17 protein-coding genes are annotated in these 13,799 nt (G+C 67.5%); 6 read left to right on the top strand and 11 right to left on the bottom strand.

Features of this window, described 5'->3' with window-relative positions:
• Window positions 1-84 precede the first annotated feature (84 nt).
• The 3 genes from VEC11_RS09150 to VEC11_RS09140 all read right to left on the bottom strand — a co-directional run bounded on the left by VEC11_RS09150 (window position 85) and on the right by VEC11_RS09140 (window position 1,948).
• On the bottom strand, window positions 85-723 hold the full coding sequence (locus tag VEC11_RS09150) for a DUF4337 domain-containing protein (RefSeq protein ID WP_464130414.1): 639 nt from the start codon (window positions 721-723) through the stop codon (window positions 85-87).
• Window positions 696-956, bottom strand: coding sequence for a hypothetical protein (locus tag VEC11_RS09145; RefSeq protein ID WP_464130413.1), 261 nt, complete (start codon window positions 954-956; stop codon window positions 696-698). Before VEC11_RS09145 ends, VEC11_RS09150 begins: the two co-directional genes overlap by 28 nt.
• 152 nt (window positions 957-1,108) lie before the next feature.
• Window positions 1,109-1,948: a winged helix-turn-helix domain-containing protein gene (locus VEC11_RS09140; RefSeq protein ID WP_464130412.1), complete on the bottom strand. Its 840-nt coding sequence runs from the start codon at window positions 1,946-1,948 to the stop codon at window positions 1,109-1,111.
• Window positions 1,949-2,097: 149 nt separating this feature from the next.
• Here VEC11_RS09140 and VEC11_RS09135 point away from each other — a divergent pair, with 149 nt between their 5' ends.
• The 5 genes from VEC11_RS09135 to VEC11_RS09115 all read left to right on the top strand — a co-directional run bounded on the left by VEC11_RS09135 (window position 2,098) and on the right by VEC11_RS09115 (window position 6,010).
• Complete coding sequence (locus VEC11_RS09135) at window positions 2,098-4,023, top strand: hypothetical protein (protein WP_464130411.1); 1,926 nt, start codon at window positions 2,098-2,100, stop codon at window positions 4,021-4,023.
• A 65-nt stretch (window positions 4,024-4,088) separates the two neighbouring features.
• Entirely contained in the window at window positions 4,089-4,436 is a 348-nt protein-coding gene (locus VEC11_RS09130; protein ID WP_464130410.1) for an ArsR/SmtB family transcription factor, read from the top strand.
• Entirely contained in the window at window positions 4,429-4,923 is a 495-nt protein-coding gene (locus VEC11_RS09125) for an SRPBCC family protein (RefSeq protein ID WP_464130409.1), read from the top strand. Before VEC11_RS09130 ends, VEC11_RS09125 begins: the two co-directional genes overlap by 8 nt.
• On the top strand, window positions 4,920-5,582 hold the full coding sequence (locus VEC11_RS09120; RefSeq protein WP_464130407.1) for a dihydrofolate reductase family protein: 663 nt from the start codon (window positions 4,920-4,922) through the stop codon (window positions 5,580-5,582). Before VEC11_RS09125 ends, VEC11_RS09120 begins: the two co-directional genes overlap by 4 nt.
• Entirely contained in the window at window positions 5,576-6,010 is a 435-nt protein-coding gene (locus tag VEC11_RS09115) for an SRPBCC family protein (RefSeq protein WP_464130406.1), read from the top strand. Before VEC11_RS09120 ends, VEC11_RS09115 begins: the two co-directional genes overlap by 7 nt.
• 46 nt (window positions 6,011-6,056) lie before the next feature.
• On the opposite strand, the gene VEC11_RS09110 is transcribed toward VEC11_RS09115, so the two are convergent.
• A complete protein-coding gene (locus VEC11_RS09110; protein WP_464130405.1) occupies window positions 6,057-6,614 on the bottom strand; it encodes a hypothetical protein in 558 nt (185 codons plus the stop codon).
• Between the two features lie 168 nt (window positions 6,615-6,782).
• Here VEC11_RS09110 and VEC11_RS09105 point away from each other — a divergent pair, with 168 nt between their 5' ends.
• Window positions 6,783-7,946 carry an acyl-CoA dehydrogenase family protein gene (locus VEC11_RS09105; protein WP_464130404.1) on the top strand — a complete coding sequence of 388 codons (1,164 nt, stop codon included), beginning with the start codon at window positions 6,783-6,785 and terminating at the stop codon, window positions 7,944-7,946.
• Window positions 7,947-8,029: 83 nt separating this feature from the next.
• Here the strand turns inward: VEC11_RS09105 and fghA are convergent, their stop codons facing one another.
• The 7 genes from fghA to argR all read right to left on the bottom strand — a co-directional run bounded on the left by fghA (window position 8,030) and on the right by argR (window position 13,664).
• Entirely contained in the window at window positions 8,030-8,860 is an 831-nt protein-coding gene (fghA, locus tag VEC11_RS09100) for an S-formylglutathione hydrolase (RefSeq protein WP_464131201.1), read from the bottom strand.
• 2 nt (window positions 8,861-8,862) lie between these two features.
• Window positions 8,863-9,258: a VOC family protein gene (locus tag VEC11_RS09095; protein ID WP_464130403.1), complete on the bottom strand. Its 396-nt coding sequence runs from the start codon at window positions 9,256-9,258 to the stop codon at window positions 8,863-8,865.
• 14 nt (window positions 9,259-9,272) lie between these two features.
• Entirely contained in the window at window positions 9,273-10,385 is a 1,113-nt protein-coding gene (locus VEC11_RS09090; protein ID WP_464130402.1) for an S-(hydroxymethyl)glutathione dehydrogenase/class III alcohol dehydrogenase, read from the bottom strand.
• A 37-nt stretch (window positions 10,386-10,422) separates the two neighbouring features.
• Window positions 10,423-11,112: a glutamine amidotransferase-related protein gene (locus VEC11_RS09085; protein ID WP_464130401.1), complete on the bottom strand. Its 690-nt coding sequence runs from the start codon at window positions 11,110-11,112 to the stop codon at window positions 10,423-10,425.
• Window positions 11,113-11,311: 199 nt separating this feature from the next.
• Window positions 11,312-11,920, bottom strand: a complete 609-nt coding sequence (locus tag VEC11_RS09080) for a hypothetical protein (protein WP_464130400.1) — start codon at window positions 11,918-11,920, stop codon at window positions 11,312-11,314.
• A 32-nt stretch (window positions 11,921-11,952) separates the two neighbouring features.
• On the bottom strand, window positions 11,953-13,185 hold the full coding sequence (locus VEC11_RS09075; protein ID WP_464130399.1) for an argininosuccinate synthase: 1,233 nt from the start codon (window positions 13,183-13,185) through the stop codon (window positions 11,953-11,955).
• Window positions 13,182-13,664 (bottom strand): arginine repressor, encoded by a 483-nt coding sequence (argR, locus tag VEC11_RS09070; protein WP_464130398.1) that lies wholly within the window; start codon window positions 13,662-13,664, stop codon window positions 13,182-13,184. Before argR ends, VEC11_RS09075 begins: the two co-directional genes overlap by 4 nt.
• Window positions 13,665-13,799: the final 135 nt, after the last annotated feature.

Genomic DNA, 13,799 nt, shown 5'->3' with positions numbered 1-13,799 from the left:
CGTGTCCGGAACCGGACAGAACGTCCGGAACCGCGCAGTTGTGCACGATGTCCGTCGACCCGTCGTCAAAGGCGGGCGCAGGGGCTAGATCGGCAAGGGGAAGAGCAGGAAGAAGCCGTTCACCACCAGCAAGGTGCCGACCAGGCCGAGCCCGACCGCGGCGATCAGCACGATCCGGTTGAGCGCCAGGATCGCAACCGAGCCGAGCACCAAAGCGAGCTGCAGCAGGACCTCGGCCAGGTCGAAATTGCTGTCCTGCGCCGAGGCGACCTCGCGGGCCGCCTCATAGGCCTGCGCCTGGGCGCGGAGCTGGCGCTTGCCCTCGCCGCGCAGCAGGTCGTTCGGCGCTTCCGGATCGGGCTCGGATTCGTAGCGGGCGATGGTGGCGCGATGCTCGGCCAGCTGCCGCTCGATGCGGGCACGCTGGTCGGGCGCGAGGCCCGGCTCCACGAGGTCGCTCTCGAGCTCGGTGATCGCGATCTCATAGGCTGTCTGGCGCATATTCTTGGCCTGGAAGAAGGCCCAGGTGTCGCTGGCCTTGATGTTGTTGAAGATCATCTCGTCGGTGGCGTTGCCACCGCCGAGGCCGCCCATCGCCAGCACCGCCGCAAGAATTGCGATCAGGAGGGCGGCCCGGTTGCGGAAGCGCGTCGCCGGATCCTTCGCCTCGCTGTGCTCCTCGGAAACCTCGCCGATCATGTCGGCGGCATCGGCGGAATCCATGGCGTCCCTCCCCTTTGCGCCGAGCCAGCCTTAGCCCTGGCGCGGCGGATGTCGAGCGGCTTGCCTGGCCGAACGGGCTTGACGGCGCGGCGCATCGCCGCGGCGACCGCGAGCGCGCTGCGCAGGCCGAGCTTTTCGCGAAGCATGGCGAGATGCGTGCGAATGGTGTCGCGGGAGACGCGCAACCGCGTTGCGATCTCGTCCGCGCCGAGGACGCACAGGCCGTTTACCATAACAGGCGGATCGGCTTTGCGCCCGAAAACTCATCCGATCGGAAGAGGCGGGGCCCCGGTCGTCAACCTGTCAAGAGAGCGAGAGCAGCTGAAATTCGGGAGCGGGAAAAATGGGCCCAGCCAAGCCGCGTCGGCGCGTCCGCAGGGGTGGCTCAGCGGGCCGGCCGCGCCGCGCCCGCCCGGAACAGGGGCAGCACCGCCGCATAGAGCTCGTTGGGGGTCACGGTCGCGCCCTGCCCTCCCGCCCGGGTGAGCTGGGCGCGCTGCGCCGCGGACGGGACGACGGTGTAGAGGAAGAAGGGCGTGCGGTCGTTTCGACGGCGCATCTCCCGCACCAGGTCGAGGCCGTCCAGCGGCCTGCCGTTGCGGTTCATGTCGGAGATGACCGCGCGATATTCATACATCGCGAGCAGCGCCAGCGCCTCCTCGCTGGTCCTGATCTGATAGACGGCGATCCCGTTGCGCTCGAGATGCTGCTTCTCGCGGGCATTGTTCTGCGGGTTGTCGTCCACCCAGAGGATCCGGCCAAGGGCATTGGCCGGCTCGCCGCGAACGAGCGGCGGCTCCGCCTCGGGCGCACGCGAAAACGCGCCGAGCGCCACCGCCGCCACAGCGCCCAACCCCAGCGCGCCTGCCCCGGCTGCCAGCCCCAGGCCGAAGCGTCCGAACCGGCGTCGGGCGGGTTGGGGAAGCGAGCCGACTTCGGGATCCACGGCAAGCCGGTAGCCGTAGCCATGGACGGTCTCCAGCGCCCCGCCATCTCTGCCAAGCGCGCACCGCAGTCGCCCGATCGCCTTGGCGAGCGAGTTTTCGTGAACGACGCGGGCCGGCCAGCCGGCCTCCAGCAGGCGGTCCTTGTCGACCTCCTTGCCGGCCTCGGCCAGCAGCATCTCGAGGATGGCGAGACTGGAGCGGTCGAGCGGGACGCGCTGGCCGGCGACCGACAGCGCGCCGCGCGCTGCGTCGAATTCGACTTGGCCGAAACGCGTCACGCAACGGTCCATAAGTCACCCCGGACCGTTATGCCTTCGGCGCCGCGCCAAGTCGAGACGGAGCCGTTTTCAGAATTTTTCAGACTTGGGGAAAGACCTTGCCGGCCGCTGCTGCCTACGATGCCTCCTCGCATCGAAGGAGAATGGCGATGAAGGGGACCCTCCGCTCGATTCTGTTGGGCACGACCATGATCGCGGCGGCGACGGCGTTGCCGAACGCCGCGAGAGCATTCGCCGTAGCGCCGCTCAAGAGCTATGCTGAGTCCCTGCTCGGTCCAACCTCGATGCTGCTCGTGCTCGTCTCTGCCTGGACCCAGGAAGACCAGTTCTCCACGTACCGAAGGGGTCTCGGCGAATCCGTGGCCGAATTTCGCTGGAGCTCCGCCGAGAGGGAATTCTGGCGCCTTTGCGAACACAACGACTTGGCGGGGCTGCGGGAACAATTCACGATGCTGGAAAGGCGTTCCGGGCAAATCCGCGCCGACGCGCTCGCCGCAGGCGGCGAAGGCAGCAGCTCCGCCCAGGCCCGCAGCGTCAGCGGGCGTATTCTGATGCGGTTGGGGGTTTTGCGCAGATGGCTTCCGGTCTGCGAGCGCCAGATCCGGGCGAGAATCGGCGATGCGAGCGAATCGGCGTCAGCTCCTGCGCAGCCCGGCGCGCCGCCAGTTCCCTCGCCGCCCGACCCGCAAGGACTCACCGTCTGGGATCGGGACAGGCTGTATCGGGCAGAAGCTGACCAGGACGCAGATATCGTCGATGAGCAGTTGGTCGGTCTTGAGGATGTCCGTGTTGCCGGCGACTGCGACCGGTTCCAGGCGGAAGTCGCGCGGCTGAGGTCGCTCACCCTCGAAGCCGATGAGCGCAACCGGCTGCACATGATCGTTCTGCGAGGTTGTCCCCCCACAGCCGTCGGCACCGCGGCCGGGCCAAGCGGTTCGGCTGGTACATCGCCGCCGGCCGCGGCGCCGCCGGATGCCGACGACGTAGACAGCATCATCGACGATCCCGATGCCGGCCTTCGCTCTCAAGGGCTCGCGCCGCAGCAGCGGCCACCGGCCAGCGCCGCATCGCCGCGAGCTCCGGACGGTCCGATTGGCAACATGCCGCAGCAACCTGATGCGAACGTGCTGTGGGGAGACTATTTCTACGTCGCGGGCCACATGGGCGAGTCCGATGTCCCGCAAACCGGCATCGGTGTCACCCGCGCCGGTGCGCCTGGCGTGGCGCCGGAGACCGACGCCGGAACGACAGGCGACAGAGTCAGCACGGTCGGATTCGAGGGCGCCTTGGGATTCGGCGAATTCCGTGTGCACGTCGGCTATTCCGAAGGTGACGCCAGCACTTCGTTCGACGTCCAGCCTATTTCGGGCGGCTTCAACGGCGCCGTGTTCGGCGCGTTGTCGCCGGCGGGCAGCTCGGGAATCGGCGCCAGCTCGGTTACGCTGGCCGGTCAGACCGAGGTCGACCTGTCGCGATTCCGGATCGGGGCGGACCTCGAGGTCGCGCAGCCGGCTCCGGCGACGCGTATCTTTCTCAGCTTCGACTATTTCCGCGACGTCCGGACCTACTCCTCCTCGTTGACCGGGGCGACCGGCGGCGTCCAGTTCTCGCAGGAACGCGACCAGCGAGTCCGCGACCATGCTTTCGGCCTCGGAGTCGGCGCCGAAACCCGGATTCCCTTCGGCAGCGCGACCGACGGAGGCAAGGGGCTTTCGCTGCGACTGGATGCGCGCGTCCAGGCCTATCTGCTCGACAGCGACCTGCGGTCCATCGAGCACAATATCTCCAACTTCGGTCCGGTGTCCGACCGAGACTTCACGATCGAGATCGAGGAAAGCGAAAGCGATATCGGGGTGGCGGCCGCGGCGAGCGGCGAACTGGACTACGCGCTGACCCGCGGCTTCGCGATCTTCGCCGGCGGATCGGTCGAATATCGGAGCCGGGTCGGCGGGGTCTTCAACCCCAATTCGGGCGACCAGGTCTTCTTCGATGGCCTCACCACCGGGCTGACCAGCAATGACTTCTGGAGCTACGGGGCACGTATCGGGATCCGGGTCGCCTTCGGTCGACGCTGAGGAGAACAGTTAAGCGCTGACTGAAGTGTCTTGACAGGAGATGCGGCGAATCGTTAGTTAAGCACATGCTTAACGAATCGGCCCGGCTCGATCTCGCCTTCCAGGCACTCGCGGACCCGACGCGACGCGGGATGCTGGCGCGGCTTTCACGCGGGCCGGCGAGCGTGTCGGAGCTGGCCCGCCCCTACCGGATCTCGCTGCCGGCGGTGCTGCAGCATCTGCAGCATCTGGAGGCGAGCGGCCTGGTCCGGTCCGAAAAGCAAGGGCGGGTGCGCACCTGCCGGCTGGAGCCGAAGGCGCTGAGCGCCGCGGAGCAATGGATCGCCGAGCAGCGCGAACTCTGGGAGGGCCGGCTCGACCGGCTGGAAGAATTTCTCGAAGAACTCAAAGCCAAGGAGAGTGAGAATGAGTGACCTTGATCTGGTGCTGGAGCGCACCCTCAACGCGCCCCGCGACCTGGTGTGGAAGGCCTGGACCGATCCGGAGCTTCTGAAGCGCTGGTTCGCCCCCAAGCCCTATGAGATCAGCGAGATCGAGATGGAGCTGAGGCCCGGCGGCGTCTTCCGCCTCCGCATGGTCGGTCCCGACGGCTTCGACACCGGCCATGGCAATCCCGGCTGCATGCTGGAGGTCGTCGAGGGCGAGAAGCTGGCCTGGACCAGCGCGCTCGGCCCCGGCTACCGCCCCGCCGAGATGGGCGAAGGCTGCGAATCCTTTCCGATGACGGCGATCGTCACCCTCGCCGATGCGGGGGACGGCAGGACCCTCTATCGCGCGGTCGCGCTGCACAAAAGCATGGGCGATCGGGACATGCACGAGCAGATGGGCTTCCAGGAGGGCTGGGGCAAATGCGCCGAGCAGCTCGAGGAGCTCGCGCAGGAGCTGGGAGCGACGGCGTGAGGAAGCTGGTCGCCGCCTTCTTCGCCAGCCTGGACGGCGTCATCCAGGCGCCGGGCGGGCCGGAGGAGGATCCGACCGGCGGCTTCGCGCATGGCGGCTGGAGCTTCCATCATTGGGACGGGGTGATGGAGGAGCATATGGGCGAGAGCTTCTCCAGGCCCTTCGACCTGCTGCTCGGACGCCGGACCTACGACATCTTCGCCGCCCACTGGCCCTATACCGACGAGGAACCGGCGGGCCTGTTCAACAACATCACCAAATATGTCGCGACGTCCGAGGCCGGGCCGCTGGCCTGGCAGAACAGCGTGAAGCTGGAGGGCGACGTGCCGGCGGCGGTGGCGCGGCTGAAGCAAGGGGATGGGCCGGACCTGCTCACCCAGGGCAGCGCGGTGCTGGTCCGGAGCCTGCTCGCCGCGGGCCTGGTCGACGAGCTCAGCCTGATGATCTTCCCGGTGCTGCTTGGCCGCGGCAAACGTTGGCACGGTGAGGATGTGGAGGCCGGGGAATGGGAGATGCTGTCCAGCCGCACCTCGACGACGGGCGTGATCCTGAGCCGCTACCGGCCGAAAGGCCCGGTCACCACCGGCTCGTTCGCGCACAGCGAGCCGAGCGCGGCGGAGCGGGCGCGGCGCGCGAAGATGGAGGCAGGCACATGGTGAAGGAAACCCGCACGGTCAGCGTCGAGCGGCGCATCGCCGCGCCCCCGGAGAAAGTGTTCGACGCCTGGCTCGACCGGGACGGCCTCGGCCAATGGCTGTTCCGGACGCCCGGCGGCACGACGGAGCGGGTCGAGGTCGATCCGCAGGTCGGCGGCCGCTTCCGCGTCGACGAGCGCCGCGACGGAAATTTGGCCGAGCATCATGGCGAATATGTCGCGCTGGACCGCCCGCACCGGCTCGCCTTCGATTTCTGGACGAGCTTCAGCGACGAGCGGACGCGGGTCACGATCGAGATCGCGCCGGACGGCAACGGCTCGCTGCTGACGCTGACCCATGCGGGCGTCTGGACGGATTACGAGGACCGGACCCGGCAGGGCTGGACGATGATCCTGGAGAGCCTGGAGCGCTGGATTGCGCGCCATCCTTAGGCAAAGGAATGGGGACAGTTGCTAGCAACTGTCCCCGTCAACTTCCCTAGCAGCGAGTCGCCTCGCGACCGACCAGGGCGCCGATCGCGCCGCCGATGATCGCGCCGGTCGTGCCGCTGCCGCGGCCCCGATAGCGGTAACGCCGGCCGTCGCGGCCGATCTCGCGGCCGATCAGGGCGCCGGCGGCGCCGCCGACGATCGCGCCGGCCGTGCCGTCGCCGCAGCGGTCGCGATAGCGATACCGGCTGCGGTAGCCGCGCGGATAATAGCCGTCATAATAGCCGCCATAGTAAGCCGGATAGCCATAGCCGTAGCCATAATAGCCCGGATAACCGTAGCCATAGCCGTAGCCCGGATAGCCGTAATAGACGCTCACGCGGGTGCGCGGGCGATAATAACGGCCGCGATAGCGGCGATAGTCGCGGCGGTGATAGCGCCGGCCGTCGCGGCGATAATCGTCGCGGTAGCGGCGGCCGTCGCGATAGCCGTCATAGCGGTCGTAATAGCCGTCGCGATAGCGCGACTGCGCGCTCGCTTCGGTCGGCGCCAAGGCGACGGTCGCGCTGAGCGTCACCGCGGCACCGAGGATGAATGTCCTGAACATTGCAGGCTCTCCACTTCTCACGGGTATTCGGGCGAAATACGCCGCCCGGACGAATCGGGTTTCCGCCAATGCGCCTGAGCGGGCGATGAACAGGATGGTTAACCTTTCCCGAGGGGTGACGTGGCGTCAATCTTGCTTCGCGCGCCGCTTTGCGCCCACAAACACCGCATGAGTGACCCCGCCTTTCCGCAGCCCGCCTTCATGGCCGACGAGGAGATCCGCATGTTCGCGGACTCGGTCGGCAAGTTCCTCGACCGCAACGCGCCGCCGGAACGAGTCGCGAAATGGCGCGAGGAGGGCATGGTCGAGCGCGCCTTCTGGCGCGAGGCGGGCGCGGCCGGCCTGCTCGGGGTCAGCGTGCCCGAGGCCTATGGCGGCCCGGGCGGCGACTTCCGGCACGACGTGGTCGTCGCCGAGACGATCATCCGCAAGGGCGTCGAGGGCTTCGCCGCCGGCCTGCACAATGTGATCATCACGCCCTACATCCAGGCGCACGGCACCGAGGGGCAGAAACAGAAATGGCTGCCCAGGCTCGCCAATGGCGAGCGCGTCGCCGCGATCGCGATGAGCGAGCCGGGTGCGGGCTCCGATTTGCAGTCGGTCCGTACGACCGCGCTGCGCGACGGCAACGGCTACCGGATCAACGGCGCCAAGACCTTCATCTCCAACGGCCAGGTCGCTGACCTGATCGTCGTCGTCGCCAAGACCGACCCGAGCGAGGGCGCGAAGGGGGTCTCGCTGCTCGTCGTCGAGACCGACGAGGTGGAAGGCTTCCGCCGGGGCAAGAAGCTCGACAAGGTCGGGCTCGACGCGCAGGACACGTCCGAATTGTTCTTCGACGACGTCTGGGTGCCGGCGGAGAATCTGCTCGGGCTGGAGGAGGGCAAGGGCTTCTACCAACTGATGGCGGAGCTGCCGCGCGAGCGGCTGCTGATCGCGATCGGCAGCGCGGTGGCGATGGAGCGGGCGCTCGAGGAGACGATCGCCTATGTGAAGGAGCGCAAGGCCTTCGGAAAGCCGGTGATCGACTTCCAGAACAGCCAGTTCGTGCTTGCCGATTGCAAGGCCAAGGCGGTGGTCGCACGCGTGTTCGTCAACGACTGTATCGAGCGGCTGCTGAAAGGCGAGCTGGACGCGACCACGGCGGCGATCGCCAAGCTCTGGGTCTCGGAGGCGCAGGGCGAGCTGGTCGACGCCTGCCTGCAGCTCCATGGCGGCTACGGCTATATCAACGATTATCCGATCGCCCGCATGTGGCGCGACGCCCGCGTGCAGCGCATCTATGGCGGGTCAAGCGAGATCATGAAGCTGCTGATCGCGCGGTCGCTCTAGTTTCGTGGTCCGGCGAAGGCCGGACCGCGGGACGGAAATCGCGAGTCTCCCCACGGTCCGGCCTCCGCCGGACCACATGAGCGCTAAAGCCGTTCGGCTTGCCAGCGCAGATGGTCGGCCATGAAGGTCGAGATGAAGTAGTAGCTGTGGTCGTAGCCCGGCTGCATCCGCAGCGTCAGCCCGATCCCCGCCGCGGCGCAGGCGGCTTCGAGCAATTCGGGCCGCAGCTGTTCGGCGAGGAAGGAGTCGGCGTCGCCCTGGTCGACGAGCAGCTCCGGGAGATGCGCGCCGTCCTCGATCAGGGCGACCGCATCGTGCCGCCGCCAGGCGCCACGATCCCCACCCAGATAGCGGCCCAGCGCCTTCTCGCCCCAGGGCACCTGCCCCGGCGCGACAATAGGCGCGAAGGCGGAGACGGCGCGGTAACGGCCGGGATTGCGCAGCGCGAGGATCAGCGCGCCATGGCCGCCCATCGAATGGCCCATGATCCCCTGCCGCTCCATGTCGGCCGGAAAATTCTCGGCGATCAAGGCGGCCAGCTCCCCGGTGACATAGGAGTACATGCGGTAATTGGCGGCAAAAGGCGCCTCGGTCGCATCGACGTAGAAGCCCGCGCCCTGCCCGAAATCATAGGCCTCGTCGTCCGGCACGTCCTCGCCGCGCGGGCTGGTGTCGGGGGCGACGAAGATGAGGCCAAGCTCGGCGCAGGCGCTGCGATACTCGCCTTTCTCGGTGACGTTGGCGTGGGTGCAGGTCAGCCCGGAGAGATAGAAGACGACCGGCAGCTTGCCGATCCGCTCCGCCTGCGGCGGCACGAAGACCGAAAAGGTCATCGGCGTTCGGGTCTCGCGGGAGTCGTGGCGGTAGACGCCCTGCGTCCCGCCGAAACACTTGTTCGTTGAGAGAGTCTCCAGGTTCACTGGCCGGGCCGATGGATGGCGCAGAGCTTGTTGCCGTCGGGATCGCGGACATAAGCGAGGTACATCGGACCGAGCGCGCCCTCCCGGAGACCGGGCGGGTCCTCGATCGAGCGGCCGCCATTGGCGATGCCGGCGTCATGGAAGGCCTGGACCTGCTCGGGCGATGCGCAGCTGAAGCCGATCGTGCCGCCATTGGCGAAGGTCGCGGCCTCACCGTCGATCGGCTCGCTGATGCAGAAGACGCCGCCATTGTGACGGTAGAAGAGCCGGACATGGCCGCTGCTCGCGACGTTGCGGAACGGCTCCCCCGCGCCGAGCGTGCCGAGCACCGCGTCGTAGAAAGACTTGGACCGCTCGATGTCGTTCGATCCGACCATGATGTGGCTGAACATCTTCTTCCTCCCGCTCAGTAGACGACGACCGAGCGGATGCTCTCGCCCGCATGCATCAGGTCGAAGCCCTTGTTGATCTCGTCGAGGCTGAGCACGTGGGTGATCATCGGGTCGATCTCGATCTTTCCCGCCATGTACCAGTCGACGATCTTCGGCACGTCGGTGCGGCCCCTGGCGCCGCCGAAGGCGGTGCCGCGCCAGTTGCGGCCGGTGATCAGCTGGAAGGGCCGGGTCGCGATCTCCTTGCCCGCCTCGGCGACGCCGATGATGATCGACGTGCCCCAGCCGCGGTGGCAGGCCTCGAGCGCGGTCCGCATCACCTCGACATTGCCGGTCGCATCGAACGTATAGTCGGCGCCGCCGTCGGTCAGCTCGAGCAGCTCGGCGATGATCGCCGCCCGGTCCTTGTCGCGGGCGTCGACGAAGTGGGTCATGCCGAACTTGCGGCCCCATTCCTCGCGCGCCGGATTGATATCGACGCCGACGATCCGGTCCGCGCCCGCGAGCTTCGCGCCCTGGATGACGTTGAGGCCGATGCCGCCGAGGCCGAAGACGACGACATTGTCGCCGACCTGGACCTTCGCCGTGTTGATCACCGCGCCGACGCCGGTGGTCACGCCGCAGCCGATATAGCAGCAGGTCTGGAAGGGCGCGTCCTCGCGTATCTTCGCGACCGCCACCTCGGGCAGGACGGTGAAGTTCGAGAAGGTCGAGCAGCCCATATAATGGTAGATGGGCTCGCCCTTGTAGCTGAAGCGGCTGGTCCCGTCCGGCATCACCCCCTTGCCCTGGGTGGCGCGGATCGCGGTGCAGAGGTTGGTCTTGCCCGAGAGGCAGCTTTTGCACTGCCGGCATTCGGGCATGTAGAGCGGGATGACATGGTCGCCCGGCTTCACCGAAGTGACGCCCGGACCGACCTCGCGGACCACGCCCGCGCCCTCATGGCCAAGGATCGAGGGGAAGATCCCCTCGCTGTCGAGCCCGTCCAGCGTATAGGCGTCGGTATGGCAGATGCCGGTCGCCATGATCTCGACCAGCACCTCGCCGGCCTTCGGACCCTCGAGGTCGAGCTCGACGATCTCGAGCGGTTGCCTGGCGGCAAAGGCGACGGCGGCACGGGTCTTCATGAGCTTCTTGCCTCCCCTCAGGATTCGTTTGCGCCGCTTATAGCCCCGGCGGCGCGCTCAGGAAGCGATTGATCCACGCCCCGATGCGGCCGCTGTCGTTGGGCGCATCGAGCGAGGCGATGGCGGCATCGACCTCCGGGATGCGGTCGCGGCGGCTCTCGTAGAGCGCGGAGGCGAAGGCCGGCGACATTTCCGGGTGGAACTGGAAGGAGATCGCCATGCCGTCGCGCCAGGAGAAGCCCGCATAAGGCGTGAACAGGGAGGAGGCGATCAGCTCGGCGTCGGGCGGCGGCTGCACGACCTGGTCCTGGTGCGAGGCGGGCGCGGAGACGAGCGGCACCTCGTCCATCCAGGGCTCGTGGCGGACGATCGGATAGGAGTGCAGCCCCACGCCCCAGCCGCGCTCGGATTTCTCGACATGGCCGTCGAAGGCTTCGGCCATGATCTGGTGGCCGAAGCAGATGCCGACCAGCTTCGCCCGCCCCTTCGCCAGGCGGAGGAAGGTCTTGAGCGGATCGATCCAGGGCAAATCGTCATAGACCCCGGCCGAGGAGCCGGTGATGAGATAGGCACTATGACGCTCCACCGCGGGCGGCAGCTCGCCGGCGCGCACCTCATAGGTCGTCGCCTCGGTCCCGAGCAGCCGCTCGAACATCGCCGGATAATGGCCGAACTCGGCGAGCAGAGCGGGCGGCGGCGCGCCGGCTTCAAGGATGGCGAGGCTCATCGGGCCCGGGCCTGAATGATGCAAAGGTGACGAATGTCACGAATGTCACATGGAAACGCCGGGGGGCATCCCGCCCGGCCACCCATGGCGCACGCGGCGCCGCGCTGGAAGAGGCGGGGTGGGTGATACAAATCGCGGGCCATCATGAAAGGCTGACAGGCCAAATCCTAAATATACCCAATAAAACGGTGCCGGTGCGTCAGGGCCCTGCGCTCCGCCAGGAAAAGCGGCGCGTCCGCCGGTTGTATGACAGGATCTCAGCATGGTCGCATTCGAGGCAGGAGCTGACGACGAGGCGGTTTCCGTCTGCGCGCAGGGCGATGAACGGCGTCCAGTCCGGGAAGCTCCGGATATAGACGACGCGCGGCCGCCGCTGGCTCTGGTCCACGAGCAGGAGGAAGGGCGCGGCCTCGCCGTTGCAGGTGCGATAATTGCCAACGAGCGCAAGCACGGGCGCGCCTGTCATCCGGGTGGTTGCGCGAAAAATGTTGCCGTCCGGGCCGCCCAGATATTGCCGGATCTCCGCGCTGACCGCGGGGTCGGTCGAGGCGAAGGAAGCGGCCGTGAGGGGATCGGCGGCGCACCAGCGCGGCCCGGCGCGGCCCTGCGCGTTGTTGAGCTGGGCAAGCGGCAGGCCCGCGACCGAGGAGCCGTCCGGGCGGCTCTCCATGTCGAGAATCCAGAAGGCGCTGTTGGCAGGCCCTTCGGCAGGCGGCTTCACGGTGACGAACGGATCCGCGGCCAGTGCGGGCGCGGCCGCGAGGCCGGCAAGCAGCAAAGCTGCGATCGAGCGGCGGAGCAGAGCCATGGGCGGAGGATATCCGAACCGCCGCGGCCTGGCTACCGGCCCCGCCGCTCCCGCTTCGCTGCGATGCGGAGGCGCAGGGCGTTGAGGCGGATGAAGCCGGCGGCGTCGCGATGGTCGTAGCCCGACTGGCCCTCCTCGAAGGTGACGAGATCCTGGTCGTAGAGGGACAGCGGGCTGTCCCGGCCGATGACGATGGCATTGCCCTTGTAAAGCTTCATCCGGACCGTGCCGGTGACATGCTCCTGGCTCTTGTCGATCAGCGCCTGCAGCATTTCCCGCTCGGGCGAGAACCAGAAGCCGTTATAGATGAGCTTCGCGTAGCGCGGCATGAGCTCGTCCTTGAGATGCATGGCGCCGCCGTCGAGGGTGATCGACTCGATGCCGCGATGGGCGGCGAGCAATATGGTGCCGCCGGGCGTCTCGTAGACGCCGCGCGACTTCATGCCGACGAAGCGGTTCTCGACCAGGTCGAGCCGGCCGATGCCATTGTCATGACCGAGCTGATTGAGCTTCGTGAGCAAAGTGGCGGGCGACAGCCGCTCGCCGTCGATGGCAACGGGATCGCCCTTCTCGAACGCGATCTCGATCACCGTCGGCGTGTCGGGCGCGTCCTCGGGCGCGATGGTGCGCTGGTGGACATATTCGGGCGCCTCGACCGCCGGGTCCTCGAGCACCTTCCCCTCGGAGGAGGAGTGGAGCAAATTGGCGTCGACCGAGAAGGGCGCCTCGCCTTTCTTGTCCTTGCTGATCGGGATCTGGTGCTTCTCGGCGAAGTCGATCAGGGCCTCGCGGCTGGCGAAGCTCCATTCGCGCCAGGGGGCGATCACGCGGATGTCCGGCTCCAGCGCATAATAGCCGAGCTCGAAGCGGACCTGGTCATTGCCCTTGCCGGTCGCGCCGTGACAGACCGCGTCGGCACCGACCTGGCGGGCGATCTCGATCTGGCGTTTGGCGATGAGCGGCCGGGCGATCGAGGTGCCGAGCAGATACTGGCCCTCATAGACGGTGTTCGCGCGGAACATCGGGAAGACATAGTCGCGGACGAACTCCTCGCGGAGGTCGTCGATGAAGATGTTCTCGGGCCTGATGCCGAGCAGTTCGGCCTTGCGGCGCGCCGGCTCCACCTCCTCGCCCTGGCCGAGATCGGCGGTGAAGGTCACGACCTCCGCGCCATATTCGGTCTGCAGCCATTTCAGGATGATCGAGGTGTCGAGGCCGCCCGAATAAGCGAGGACGACCTTCTTCGGCTTGGGCAAGGAGCTCATGCGTAAGTAACTTTCTCTTGGCCCATCATGCGCTGGAGGCGCTTGACGAACAGGGATGTCGTGGTGCCCTCCCGGACGGCGATGAACAAAGTGTCATCGCCCGAGACGGTGCCGGCAATCTCCGGAAGCTGCGCATGGTCGAGGGCGGAGGCGACGAGGTGGGCCGAGCCGGGCGGAGTTTTCAGGACGACGATCTGCCCGGTGGCCTCGACCGACAGCACGAACTCGCTGACGAGGCGCTGCAGCCGGCCCGCGCTCCAGTCCGCCGCGCCCAACTGGTCCGGCAAGGCGTATGAGAGCACGCCGCCGCGCTTCAGCTTGACCGCGCCGAGCTGCTCGAGATCGCGGGAGACCGTCGCCTGGGTGACCGCGAAGCCGAGGTCCTTCAGCTTCTCGGTCAGCTCCTCCTGGCTGACGAAGGCGCCCGAGCGGATCAGCTCGGCGAGGCTGCGCAAGCGCCGGGTGCGGGTGTCGGTCATGCGACGCTCCTCCCCGGAACGGGGAGGGGGACCGCGGCGCGAAGCGGCGTGGTGGAGGGGGCCCGGAGGGTGGCACGGAGCCCCCTCCACCAAGCTGCGCTTGGTCCCCCTCCCCGTCCCGGGGAGGAATTGAAG

It is taken from the genome of Allosphingosinicella sp., from assembly GCF_035626655.1.
GTDB lineage: Bacteria > Pseudomonadota > Alphaproteobacteria > Sphingomonadales > Sphingomonadaceae > Allosphingosinicella.
This window is presented reverse-complemented; position numbering and strand designations above follow the sequence as displayed.

What these genes read in the sequence shown, in the direction of transcription:
- VEC11_RS09090 (WP_464130402.1), bottom strand. Translation starts at nt 10,385, where the DNA reads ATGAAGACCCGTGCCGCCGTCGCCTTTGCCGCCAGGCAACCGCTCGAG.
- VEC11_RS09080 (WP_464130400.1), bottom strand. Translation starts at nt 11,920, where the DNA reads ATGGCTCTGCTCCGCCGCTCGATCGCAGCTTTGCTGCTTGCCGGCCTC.
- VEC11_RS09085 (WP_464130401.1), bottom strand. Translation starts at nt 11,112, where the DNA reads ATGAGCCTCGCCATCCTTGAAGCCGGCGCGCCGCCGCCCGCTCTGCTC.
- VEC11_RS09095 (WP_464130403.1), bottom strand. Translation starts at nt 9,258, where the DNA reads ATGTTCAGCCACATCATGGTCGGATCGAACGACATCGAGCGGTCCAAG.
- VEC11_RS09115 (WP_464130406.1), top strand. Translation starts at nt 5,576, where the DNA reads ATGGTGAAGGAAACCCGCACGGTCAGCGTCGAGCGGCGCATCGCCGCG.
- VEC11_RS09135 (WP_464130411.1), top strand. Translation starts at nt 2,098, where the DNA reads ATGAAGGGGACCCTCCGCTCGATTCTGTTGGGCACGACCATGATCGCG.
- argR (WP_464130398.1), bottom strand. Translation starts at nt 13,664, where the DNA reads ATGACCGACACCCGCACCCGGCGCTTGCGCAGCCTCGCCGAGCTGATC.
- VEC11_RS09110 (WP_464130405.1), bottom strand. Translation starts at nt 6,614, where the DNA reads ATGTTCAGGACATTCATCCTCGGTGCCGCGGTGACGCTCAGCGCGACC.
- VEC11_RS09125 (WP_464130409.1), top strand. Translation starts at nt 4,429, where the DNA reads ATGAGTGACCTTGATCTGGTGCTGGAGCGCACCCTCAACGCGCCCCGC.
- VEC11_RS09150 (WP_464130414.1), bottom strand. Translation starts at nt 723, where the DNA reads ATGGATTCCGCCGATGCCGCCGACATGATCGGCGAGGTTTCCGAGGAG.
- VEC11_RS09130 (WP_464130410.1), top strand. Translation starts at nt 4,089, where the DNA reads ATGCTTAACGAATCGGCCCGGCTCGATCTCGCCTTCCAGGCACTCGCG.
- VEC11_RS09105 (WP_464130404.1), top strand. Translation starts at nt 6,783, where the DNA reads ATGAGTGACCCCGCCTTTCCGCAGCCCGCCTTCATGGCCGACGAGGAG.
- VEC11_RS09075 (WP_464130399.1), bottom strand. Translation starts at nt 13,185, where the DNA reads ATGAGCTCCTTGCCCAAGCCGAAGAAGGTCGTCCTCGCTTATTCGGGC.
- VEC11_RS09145 (WP_464130413.1), bottom strand. Translation starts at nt 956, where the DNA reads ATGGTAAACGGCCTGTGCGTCCTCGGCGCGGACGAGATCGCAACGCGG.